The organism is Janthinobacterium sp. 78 (assembly GCF_003096775.1).
GTDB classification, from domain to species: domain Bacteria; phylum Pseudomonadota; class Gammaproteobacteria; order Burkholderiales; family Burkholderiaceae_D; genus Janthinobacterium; species Janthinobacterium tructae.
In genome coordinates, this window is the sequence record NZ_QENT01000001.1 from 3,663,203 (window position 1) to 3,674,743 (window position 11,541).

At 63.8% G+C, this 11,541-nt stretch carries 9 protein-coding genes; all 9 read right to left on the minus strand.

Annotated elements, in window-relative coordinates; genetic code table 11:
• Window positions 1-13 precede the first annotated feature (13 nt).
• Complete coding sequence (locus tag C8C92_RS16150; RefSeq protein ID WP_099763602.1) at window positions 14-2,707, minus strand: polysaccharide deacetylase family protein; 2,694 nt, start codon at window positions 2,705-2,707, stop codon at window positions 14-16.
• 124 nt (window positions 2,708-2,831) lie between these two features.
• A complete protein-coding gene (gene hmgA / locus C8C92_RS16155) occupies window positions 2,832-4,136 on the minus strand; it encodes a homogentisate 1,2-dioxygenase (protein WP_099763601.1) in 1,305 nt (434 codons plus the stop codon).
• On the minus strand, window positions 4,133-4,318 hold the full coding sequence (locus C8C92_RS16160) for a DUF2783 domain-containing protein (RefSeq protein ID WP_096235651.1): 186 nt from the start codon (window positions 4,316-4,318) through the stop codon (window positions 4,133-4,135). Before C8C92_RS16160 ends, hmgA begins: the two co-directional genes overlap by 4 nt.
• Window positions 4,319-4,466: 148 nt before the next feature.
• Window positions 4,467-6,134 (minus strand): FAD-dependent oxidoreductase, encoded by a 1,668-nt coding sequence (locus tag C8C92_RS16165; RefSeq protein ID WP_116744575.1) that lies wholly within the window; start codon window positions 6,132-6,134, stop codon window positions 4,467-4,469.
• Window positions 6,131-7,483, minus strand: coding sequence for an MFS transporter (locus C8C92_RS16170; protein ID WP_207781013.1), 1,353 nt, complete (start codon window positions 7,481-7,483; stop codon window positions 6,131-6,133). Before C8C92_RS16170 ends, C8C92_RS16165 begins: the two co-directional genes overlap by 4 nt.
• Before the next feature lie 175 nt (window positions 7,484-7,658).
• Window positions 7,659-8,477, minus strand: coding sequence for a helix-turn-helix transcriptional regulator (locus C8C92_RS16175; protein WP_116744576.1), 819 nt, complete (start codon window positions 8,475-8,477; stop codon window positions 7,659-7,661).
• A gap of 10 nt (window positions 8,478-8,487) precedes the next feature.
• Window positions 8,488-8,997: a peptide-methionine (S)-S-oxide reductase MsrA gene (gene msrA, locus C8C92_RS16180; RefSeq protein WP_116744577.1), complete on the minus strand. Its 510-nt coding sequence runs from the start codon at window positions 8,995-8,997 to the stop codon at window positions 8,488-8,490.
• A gap of 53 nt (window positions 8,998-9,050) precedes the next feature.
• A complete protein-coding gene (locus C8C92_RS16185) occupies window positions 9,051-10,394 on the minus strand; it encodes an MBL fold metallo-hydrolase (RefSeq protein WP_116744578.1) in 1,344 nt (447 codons plus the stop codon).
• Between the two features lie 114 nt (window positions 10,395-10,508).
• Window positions 10,509-11,483, minus strand: coding sequence for a porphobilinogen synthase (gene hemB, locus C8C92_RS16190; RefSeq protein WP_099763596.1), 975 nt, complete (start codon window positions 11,481-11,483; stop codon window positions 10,509-10,511).
• Between the last annotated feature and the right edge of the window lie 58 nt (window positions 11,484-11,541).

Below are 11,541 nucleotides of genomic sequence, written 5' to 3' on the forward strand. Positions count from 1 at the left end.
AAGTATGGGCCAACTACAGTTTCTCCATCTTTTGCCGCACGGCCGGCGCCGTCGAGGCCGCAGGCGCCAGTTCCAGATACGTTTTGTATGCGGCTTTCGCCTTGGCCGCATCGCCCGCCTTGGCATACGCATCGCCCAGGTTCAAATAGGCGATGGCGCGCGACGGGTCCATCCTGACCGTGTTTTCAAACCAGCGCGCCGCTTCGCGGTACTTTTCCTGCTTGTAGAAGACAAAGCCCAGGTTGTTGGCCGCCAGCGCGAAGTCGGGACGCAATTTCAGCGCTTCCGTAAATTGCGCTTCGGCTTGCGCGTACTGTTTCTCCTTGTACAGCTGCAAGCCACGGTCGTTGGCCCGTTGTGCCAGCTGGCGCGCGGAAGTGGGCACGGCACCCGGCGTGACGATCTTCTGTTCCCCGCCCTGCAAATCTTTCACCGTCACGCTGGCCGCTTGCGGCTTGGCGTCGAGCTTGCTGTTCAGGGCGATCGCTTCCGTCGACAGCTGTGTCGTGTTCGGGCTGAGGAATTCTGTTTCGCCCGGCAATTCGAAGACGAAATCGCCCCCTTCCGAGCCGGGCAAGCTGCCGAACGCGGGCGTCTGGTTCGACACGCTGGAGACGGCCGGCGCCACATACGCCGCCAGTTCCGTCGCCGTGATCAGGCCGTCGCCGTTCAGGTCGCCCTTGCCCGCCAGACCTTGCAGCAGGGTCCACGTGAACACGGAGTGGCCGTTCGGCCCGCCGTCGGCCACCAGCTGGTCACCGCCGCCGGCCGTCAGCATTTGCCGGCCGATGCGCCTGGCGTTATCGCGCAGGAAAGAGCTGGAACCGGCGCCACGGGTCAGGCCCAGGCCGCTGTAGCAGGCATCCATGACGAAGAACGCGTGCTTGGCCGTCAAGGACTCCGCGATATTCTGGATTTCCGTCATCGGAATCGCATCCGTGGCGAATTGCGCCGGGTCGGAGTCAAATGGCACGATATAGCCCAGGTCGCGTCCCGAACTGAGCTTGCGCGTGGCGCCGTGGCCGGCGAAAAAGACGAAGATGCGGTCATTCTTTTGCACGCCGCCATGCGCCAGCTTGTCGTGGAAGGCGGCCAGGATGTTGTTGCGCGTCGCTTCGCCATTCTTCAGGGTCACGACGCGTTCGGGCGCAAACGCGAATTTCTCGATCAGGGTTTCGCGGATGCCTTGCGCATCGCGCACCGCATATTGCAGTTTTGGCCACTTGGCATAATCGTCGATGCCGATCACGACGGCCCAGGAGTTCGCATAGCCGGTGGTCACGGCCACTTTCTCAGGCGCGGGCGCCGTGCTTTTCGCCACCTGGAAGCTGGTGCCATCCCAGCCCGCGAATTGATAGCCTTCGGCGATCAGCTTGTCGAGCACGGCCGGCAAGGCTTTCACCGTGCGCTCGTGGATGTCGTGGAACAGGACGATGCCGCGCCCCGCCTTGTCGACGGACGCCAGCACCCGGTTCGTGATCGAGCTGGGTACGGGGTCGGCCCAGTCCAGCGAGTCGATATTCCACATCACGGATTTCAAATGGGCATCGGCCAGCGCGGCCATGCCTTCGCTGTTGCGCGCGCCATACGGAAAGCGGAACAGTGCGGCCCGCTCCGGGCTGATGGCTTTGAGTAAAGTGTCGGTGCCGAGGATTTCGCCTTTCAGCTTGTCGCCCGTCTGCTTGGACAGCTGTGCGTGGCTGAAACTGTGGTTGCCCACGGCATAGCCCTCTTGCATCAGCTTGCGGCTCACTTCCGCACCCGCACCCAGCTTGGCGTGACCTTCCGCGTCGAGCGAACCGAGGTTGCGGCCCACGTTGAAAAACACGGCCGGCACGCCATATTGCTTCAGGATGGCGCTGATCTCTTCCGTGTAGCGGCGGTGCGGGCCGTCGTCGAAGGTCAGCACGATGGTTTTCTTCGGCAAGCCCAGGCCGAAGATTTCCGCCTCGTCCTTCTTTGGCACCGGCTTGGCTTCCGGGACGGAACCTGCTGGCGGTAGCGCATACGGCACGACGATGCCGTTTTCCTTCAGAATCTGCTCGCGGCTGTAGAGCTTTTTCAGCTGCGCCACGTAATCGTCCCAGCGTTCGCGCTTGAGTTCAATGGAACGCTGGCCCAGGTTGCCGAAGATTTGCCGGATTTCCTTTTCGTAATTGCGCTCGATCTCGCCCAGCGCATCGAGGTCTTCGGAAATGCGCTTGTGCAGCTTGATCGCCGGCAAGGACGAATCCTTGGCCACGTCGGCCAGCATGCTTTGCAGCAGTTCGCGGAAAGCCAGGCGGTCCGCGTCGTACAGACCGGGGTCCGATTCGATATACGTGAGCAGACTGTCGAGTGCTTCGAAGCGGCCCGGATTCGTGGGCGCCGTCAATTGATCCAGCGCAAGGTCGAGCTTGGCGATGCGTTCCTGGTTTTCATGGAACAGCGCCTGCCCCACTTTACGGGCTTCGTCGCGCGCGCCTTCCGGCAAGCTTTGCTCGTCGGCCAGCAGCACGATAATCTTGCGGAAATTGCCCAGCAAGTCGCGGAACTGGCTGGCCACGGCGGCCGTATCGACGGCGGATTGGGGCGCGGCGGCCGGGCTGCCCGAGGCGGGAGCGCCCGGCGTGGCGGTAGCGGCGGGCCGCGTATAGGTATAAATGCCGGCCCCAGCGGCGAGTGCCACGACGACGGTGGCGGCGATCTTGATCGGCTTGGAAGTCACAGACTTATTTTTCCCTTCAACTACGGAGTAAGGCGGCGCACGTGCGCCGACAGTTTCTTGTTCCGTAATTGTAGAGCACGCCTGGCAAAATGGGCCGTACGATTATTGCCAGGCAGCCAAGCGCTTACAGCGGGTCCGGGTCGAAATGCTTGCGCAAGCCTTGCCAGCACGCGAAATAGTCGTTTTGCAGCAGGCCGCCGTCCAGCGCGAACGGCGTGGGTTTGAGGATGGTGCGCGTCTCGAACATGAAGGCCATGGTATCGCCCACCTTCGCGGGCGCGGAAGTATCGCTGTGCGAGGCGCGTTCGAACGTTTGCGCATCGGGGCCGTGGCCGGACATGCAGTTGTGCAAGCTGGCGCCGCCCGGCACGAAACCGGCCGCCTTGGCGTCGTACACGCCGTGGATCAGTCCCATGAATTCGCTGGCCACGTTGCGGTGGAACCACGGCGGCCTGAACGTGTGTTCGGCGGCCAGCCAGCGTGGCGGGAAGATGGCGAAGTCGATGGCGCCCAACAGCGGATTTTCGCTGGGCGCTTGCAGCACGAGGAAGATCGACGGGTCCGGATGGTCGTAGCTGATCGAGCCGATGGTGTTGAAGCGGCGCAAATCGTATTTATAGGGTGCGTAATTGCCATGCCAGGCCACCACGTCCAGCGGTGAATGGTCGAGCGTCGTGCGCCACAAATGGCCGCCGAACTTGGCCAGCAATTCGCATTCGCCATCGATGTCTTCATACGCCGCGTGCGGCGTGAGGAAATCGCGGGCATTCGCCAGGCCGTTCGAACCGATGGGTCCCATGTCGGGCAAACGGAAAGCCGTGCCGAAGTTTTCGCACACATAGCCGCGCGCCTGGCCGTCCGGCAGGGTCACGCGGAAGCGCACGCCACGGGGAATCACGGCGATTTCCTGCGGTTCCAGTTCGATCAAGCCCAGTTCCGTGGCAATCGCCAGCCTGCCCTCTTGCGGCACGACCAGCAATTCGCCGTCGGCCGAGTAAAAGAAGCGCTGCATGGAACAGTTGGCCGCATACACGTGGATGGCGCAGCCGCTCATCGCTTCGGCGCTGCCATTGCCGGCCATCGTTTGCCAGCCGTCGATGAAGTCGACCGGCGTGCTGCTGTCGGGCAGCGGCAGCGGGTCCCAGCGCAGCTGGTTCGGCGGCGTGGGGGGCATGGCATGGAAATCGCTGACGATGCGGACATTTTCCAGCAAGGTAAACGGCGGATGCTGGCTGGCGGGACGGATGCGGTACAGCCACGAACGCCGGTTCTGCGCGCGCGGCGCCGTGAAGGCCGTGCCCGACAATTGTTCCGCATACAGGCCCAGGGGCGCTTGCTGCGGCGAATTTTGCCCCTGCGGCAAGGCGCCGAGAACAGCTTCCGTGGCAAATTCGTTGCCGAAGCCGCTTTGGTAGCCGGCGCCTGTCATGCGCTCTCCGCCAGGCCGTCGGCCGCGTCGCGCAGCAAGCCCTGCACCACATCAGCCTTGCCGATGGCGCCCATGGCCAGCAAGGCGAAACGGGCCAGGAACAGCGGCGAACGCTGTTCGCCCAGGCCGCCCATGGTGTGGCACAGCTCGGTGTAAAGATTATCGAGTTCGATGTCGGTCATATTATCTCCTGATCTTGATGTATTACATTCGCCCCTTTCAACCCGAAAGGCGGAACAGCTGGGGTCGGACCCTGAGGGGGTGCACGCCCCAATGGGGCGCGTACCGCTCCCGAAGGGACCGACCCCGGAATTTGCCAGTGGGTTTGACTCAACTCAATAGCCCTTTCAAAGCAGCCGCCACCTGCCCCGCCTGCACTTGCCGCCAGCGCCCCAGCACGTGGCCGTCCGGACGCACGAGGTAAAACGTGCCGGGCTGCGCGTCGAACAGCGAGAATACCTGCGCCGTGTGATCCCAGGCGCCCCCTTGCGCGCCACTGCGGGCAATCGCCACGGTACTCAACGGCAACGTATCGCCCAGCGCCAGCAGTGCGGCTGGCACGGCCCCATCCTCGCTGAAATACAGGCCCGTGAAAGCGCCAGCGGCGCACCGCACCAGATCGGTAATATACCCCGCTTCTTGCCCGCCGTTGTGCGGCAGCGCCAGCGGACACTCGGGCAAGACCGTGCCCGGCGCGGGGCCCGCCGTGAACATGTCCGCCTCAGGCGCGTTCAACGGCGACTGCGCATACGCGATGGCGCTGGTCTGGCGCGGGTTGATCAGCGAGCGCACGTGCGCATGCTTGCCCGCCAGACCCAGCACGGCCGTGCGCATCAGCTCGAAGGCGAAGGTGGGTGGCGCCATGAATTCCGTGCTTTTCGTGCCGTGGCGTAGGTTTTCACGGGCGGCGAACACACGCTCGTCCGAATAGCTGTCCAGCAAGGCCTGCGGCGCCTGGCCCTTGACCACGTAGGCCAGCTTCCAGGCCAGATTGTCCGCGTCGTCGATGCCGGAATTGGCGCCGCGCACGCCGAAGATGGGCACCAGGTGGGCCGCATCGCCGGCGAACAGCACGGGGCCGTGCCGGTACTTGTCCAGCGTCAAGGCGTTGGCCTTGTAAATGGTGATCCACACGGGATGCCATGGCGCCGTTTCGCCCATCATGGCCAGCAGGCTGTCCACGCGCGGCGCCACATTTTCCAGCAGCACGGCCGCCTGCGCATCCTCGTCGTCGCGCAACTGGTAATCGATGCGCCAGATATCGTCCGGCTGCTTGTGCACCAGCACGGTCGAGCCGGGATTCGACGGCGGGTCGAAATACGCGAGGCGCTCCGTCGGGCGCTCGCTCTTCAGGTGGATGTCGACGATCACATAGCGCCCTTCATAGCTGGTGCCTTGCAATTTGAGGCCCAGCGCTTCGCGCACGGCGCTGCGCCCGCCATCGGCCGCCACCAGCCAGTCCGAATCGATTTGATATGTATCAAGAGGCGTCGTCACCGTCACGCTGGCGCCGTCGGCGCGCTGCTCCACGCAGGTGACCCGCGTTTGCCAGCGGATATCGATCAATTCCGGCTGGCGTTCGGCCGCATCGAGCAGGAATTGCTCGATATGGTATTGCGCCAGGTTGACCATGGGCGGCAATTTCTGGTTCGCGTCTTGCGGCATCGTGAAGTGCAGCACTTCCTCGTCGCGGTAAAAGCTGCGGCCGCCCGCCCACGGCAAGCCTTTGCTGATAAAACCGTCGAGCGCGCCCAGACGGGCGATGATTTCCAGGCTGCGCCGCGAAATGCAGATGGCGCGGCTGCCCGTGCAGACGCCATCGTCCGCTTCGATCAGCACCGAGCGCACGCCGTGGCGCGCCAGGCCCAGGGCCGTGGCCAGGCCCACGGGGCCGCCGCCGACGATCAGCACCGGGACATGCTGCGTGCCGGCACTGGCAGGTTTGCCGGGTGGATACACCTTCGGCACATGGGGATAAGGGTGGAATGTATCGCTCATGATGCTTCCTTTTTAATAATTGCTTTGCCGCCGCGGGCGATGGGCAGGGTCAGCACGATGGCCGCGCCCACCACCAGCAGCACGCTGGCGTACAGCAAGCCCGTGGCAAAGCTGTGCGTGACATCCTTCAGCCAGCCCACCACGACGGGGTTCAGGGCCGAGCCGATATTGCCCGTGGCATTGATGACGGCGATGCCGATGGCGCGCGCCCCCAGGCTCAGGGCCCGGTCCGGCGTGGTCCAGAAGACGGACATGGCGGTATAGGCGCCCGTCGAAGCCATGCACACGCCCAGCAGTTGCAGCACAGGATTGGCGGAATACGCCGTGAACAGCCAACCAAAGGCCGACAGCAGCATGGGCCAGACGATGTGCCAGCGGCGCTCCTGCAAGCGGTCCGAACGGCGGCCCCAGGCAATCATGCCGATGACGGTGCATACTTGCGGAATGGCGGCCAGCAAGCCGATTTGCGTGTTGCTGGCGTTGCTATTAAAACTTTTCACGATCAGCGGTGTCCACACGGCCACCATGGCCAGGGTGTTGACCAGGCAAAAATAGGCGAGGCCGAATTTCAGCACGGTGGGCGACAGCATTTCTGCCAGCACGGAGGTCTTCTGCTGCTGCGCGAGGTGTACGACGGCAGGCTTGTGCTCGGCCGCCAGCATGCGCGCCAGCACCTGCTGTTCCAGCTTGCCCAGCCAGTTCGCCTTGTTGGGCGAGTCGTCGAGGTAACCGTACACGGCCAGGCCCAGGAATACGGATGGCATGCCTTCGAGCAAGAACAACCATTGCCAGCCCTTCAGACCCCAGTGGCCGTCCAGCCCGAGGATCAGGCCCGACAGGGCCGAACCGATGGCGGCCGTGACGGGCATGGCGATCATGAACAGGGCGTTGGCGCGCGCCCGGTAGGCGCTGGGAAACCAGTACGTCAGGTACAGCAGCATGCCGGGCAGAAAGCCCGCCTCTGTCACGCCGACCAGGAAGCGCAGCGCATACAGGCTGGCCGGGCCGCTGGCGAACAGGGTCGCCGTCGAGGCCAGTCCCCAGGCGATCATCATGCTGCCGATCCACTTGCGCGCGCCGATGCGGGCCAGCACGATGTTGCTGGGGATGCTGCAGGCGATGTAGGCGATGTAAAACAGCGTGGTGGCAAAGCCGAACTGGGTGCCGGACAGGCCCAGGTCTTGCATCATGGTCAGGCCGGCGAAGCCGATGTTGATGCGATCTAGAAAGGAAAACACGAACAGCAGGAACAGAAATCCCAGCAAATGGCGCGATACCTTGCGCATCACCTGCTGTTCCAGTTGCTGGGCGGCCACGTCGGGAACGGGCGCAGTGGTGGCGATGGTCATGCTTGTCTCCAGAAGGTGTCGCCCTCCCCTTGTTGATTTTATTGGGTGAGAGCGGCCGGGTGATCCCGGCTTGAAACACAGTATGCAGACGGCGATGCCATCGACTGTCCCCATTTTGGGGACGTTTTGCGGCTAAAACAGTCAAGAAGGCGGAGCCATCCCTACGCCGAAGGGACTAGACGGGTGCTGGCGCCATGCACAGGGCGAACAACTGGCGCTGGCTGGAAATACCCAGGCGTTTATAGGCGCGTTTCTGGTACGTGATCACGCTGGACGGCTGCACGCCCATGATCTCGGCAATTTCCACGGCCGTCAGGCCTTCCAGCACGCAGCGCAGCACGTCCAGTTCGCGCTTGCTCAAGGCGGGGCAATGCTGGCGCAACCGAGCCAGCATCATCGGCGCGACGCCTTGCGTATTCTGGCCGTTCAGGCTGTAGTGATGCTTGACGGCATGGGCAAACAGCGGCGACAGGGTTTCGATGCCCGCCACTTCGCCGGGCTGGAACTGGCCCTGGCTGCTGTCGCGGTAGAAATTGACGGACAGCCAGATATCGCCGGCCGGCTGCAACAGCAGCGATAACCGGTCCGAGACATTCGGTTTTTGATAGCAGGCGGCGCGGTAGCCGGGATGGTCGATCTCATCGCTGGCCTGCTGGTGCAGCACGATGGCGGGATCGATTTTTCGCCCCGGCGCCGGCGCGATCACGCGCTGGTTGCCGTCGAGCGCGTAATAGTGGCGCGCGTAGCTGTCGGCAATATCTTGCAAGAAACGCCCGCCGCGCCGGTCGGCCACGGCCACCGTGCGCGGACGGTTGCCGAATTCATAGGCAAAGATCGTGCACTGGGCAATCGGCGCGACCGTGCTGACCATTTTCAGGATGGCCCCGGCGACGGCATTCACGTCGGCATGGCCGATGGCGGCCATCAGCTCCAGGGCACGCCCGAAGTCCAGCTGCCCTTCCGCCTGCCGCCGCTCAACGCGCCAGTAACGCATATCTGCTTCCTTACTGCCCGCGCTGCGGCAAGACCCATTCCGGCCGGATGTAGTGGCAGGTATAACCGTGCGGCAAGCGCTGCAGATAATCCTGGTGCTCCGCTTCCGCTTCCCAGAACGGGCCGGCCGGCGCCACTTCGGTCACCACCTTGCCTGGCCACAGGCCGGAGGCGTCGACGTCGCGGATGGTGTCTTCGGCCACCTTTTTTTGCTCGTCGCTGGTGTAAAAGATGGCCGAGCGGTAGCTGGTGCCGCGGTCATTGCCCTGGCGGTCCGGTGTGCTGGGGTCGTGGATCTGGAAGAACAATTCCAGGATCTTGCGGTAGCTGATGGTGTTCGGGTCGAAGATGATCTCGATCGCTTCCGCATGCGTGCCATGGTTGCGGTAGGTGGCGTTGGCCACGTCGCCGCCGCTGTAGCCCACGCGCGTGGCGAGCACGCCCGGATAGCGGCGCAGCAAGTCTTGCACGCCCCAGAAGCAGCCACCGGCCAGGATCGCGGTTTCCTTGTCTTGTGTCATGTTGTTCATTCCTTGATCTGAGAACCCTATCTTACCCTGTCACGGCATTTTCTTCAGCGCGCCAGCAAGCGCTTGAGCTGCGCAGCCTGGTAGGCGCCGATGGCGTCGTTGAACAGGCAGCGGATCAAGGGGTCATCGACGATGTCGGCCTCTTCCAGTCCGGCCCGCGTGGCCGCATCGAAAGGTCCATCGTTGATGCGCATGTACATCGAGGTCAGCGATTCACCGAGCGCCAGCGCGGCATGGCATTTCGCCAGCGGCACCTCGGTGGTCCAGCCCGGCGCCTCGCCCGTGTCCGGCACCAGGTCGATCAAATCGCCATGCGTGCGGTAATGCAGGACCGTGGCCGCGCCGTCATGGCCATACAGCGACAGGCGCCACAGGCGCGGGCTTTGGAAGTAACTGTCTTCGGGCAGCTCCATGTCGCGGTAGCGTTCGAGCAAGCCGTCCTGGCAAAAATCGAACACCAGCGCCGCATCGGCGTCGCTCAAGGACGCGAAACGGCGCGCGATGTCCGCCGTGGCGGGCGGCGGCGCATCGGGGCGGTAGTCGAAATCCACATCCTGCGGCCCCACGGGTATCACCCAGGGCAAGGGTTCGGCGCTGCTCACGCCGTGCGCGTCGAGCAGCACGGCCGTGGAAGGATCGAGGCGGAAGATGTGCGTCTCAGGTAGCGCAGCGCCGATTTCAGCGGCAAAGCGGCGGTAGGTAATCGGGAACATCGCGTGGTTGTACCAGGACCAGTCTTCCTGCACGAACTGGCAAGAGCTGGGCACGAGGTAACGGGGCGCCAGCGCGCGCAGCTGGGCAATCCAGTCGTCGGGAAGCTCGACTGGCCCCCGCACTGCCTGCGACGGCGCGATGACGGCGATCTCGCGCATGGTCTGGAATGGCCACAGCACCAGGTCCCAGGGCGCAAAAGCGGCCAGCTGCGCCAAGGTCTCGGGGCCGATCCAGGAATCGACGACGTTGAGCACATTCAGGCCGGCGGCGCGCACCTGGAACAGCGAGTCGACATCCTCGTCCAGCGCGCGGCGCGGGATCACCTCGATGGCGCCCACGCGCACGGGCACGTCGACGTGCAGCCGCTCGACGGACGTAAAACCCAGTGCACGGATCATCGCGAACAGTTCGTCGAAGACGCAGTACAGGTAGATGGGCGTGGCGCGGTCGAGCACATCGAGGCTGTCGAGCGAGCAGTGGTCGTCGTGGAAGTGCGAGATGAAGACGGCATCCCAGCGCAGCCGGCGCACGGCATCGAGGTCGAAGCGCACGGGAGGAAACGCGTGGCAGTTGCGGCTGAACGGATTTTCGACGATGGGGTCGAAGGCAATGGCCGTGCCTTCGCATTCGAAGACATAGCCGGCGTGCAGGATGCGGGAGATTTTCAGGGGCATGGGGAAGCTGTATAAACCCAACCGCATAGAACCCGGGGTCGGACCCTGAGGGTCCGACCCCAGACTTTGCTTTTGGGGTAAAAAAGAACGCGAACGGTGCGCCAGAGACAAGGCTCAATACGGATTATTCAGCACATCCATCGCGAAGTAAGTAAAAATCATGTCCGCGCCCGCGCGCTTGATGGCGCCCAGGGTTTCCTGCACCACGCGGCGCTCGTCGATGGCGCCCGCCTGCGCGGCGAACTTGATCATCGCGTATTCGCCGCTGACCTGGTAGGCGCCGATCGGCAGGCGCGTCACTTCGCGCAGGTCGCGGATGATGTCCAGGTAGGCACCGGCCGGTTTCACCATCAGCGCGTCGGCGCCTTCGGCTTCGTCGATCAGCGACTCGCGGATCGCTTCGCGGCGGTTCATCGGGTCCATCTGGTACGTCTTGCGGTCACCCTTCAGGGTACTGCCGGCCGCGTCGCGGAACGGGCCGTACAGGCCGGAGGCGAACTTGGTCGAATACGCCATCACGGGCGTGTCGTGAAAGCCGGCCGCATCTAACGCGCTGCGGATCGCCGCCACCTGGCCATCCATGGCGGCCGATGGGGCGATGATGTCGGCGCCCGCCTGGGCCGCGATGACGGCTTGCTTGCCCAGGTTCAGCACCGTGCTGTCGTTGTCGACCGTGTCGCCATGCAGGATGCCGCAATGGCCGTGGTCCGTGTATTCGCAGAAGCAGGTGTCGGACATGACCACCATTTCCGGCACGGCGTCCTTGATGATGCGCGACATGCGCGCCACCAGGCCGTCCGGGTTCAGGGTGTCCGTGCCGTGGCTGTCCTTGTGGTGCGAAATGCCGAAGGTCATGACGGAGCGCAGGCCGGCGCGCGCATAGCGTTCGACTTCCTGCGCCAGCTTCGCTTCGGGAATGCGCCGCACGCCAGGCATGGACTTGATGTCGATGAAATCGCTGGAACCCTCATCGACGAAGATCGGCAGGACCAAGTCGCGCGGATTGATCTCGGTCTCGCGGAACAGCTCGCGCAGTTGCGGGGTCGCGCGCAGGCGGCGCATGCGCGAAGTTGGGTAGTGTGCTGGCATGGGGTGACTGGCTTCAGGTTGAGAACGCCGATAAGTATACGCCGATCGCGCCGCTTGC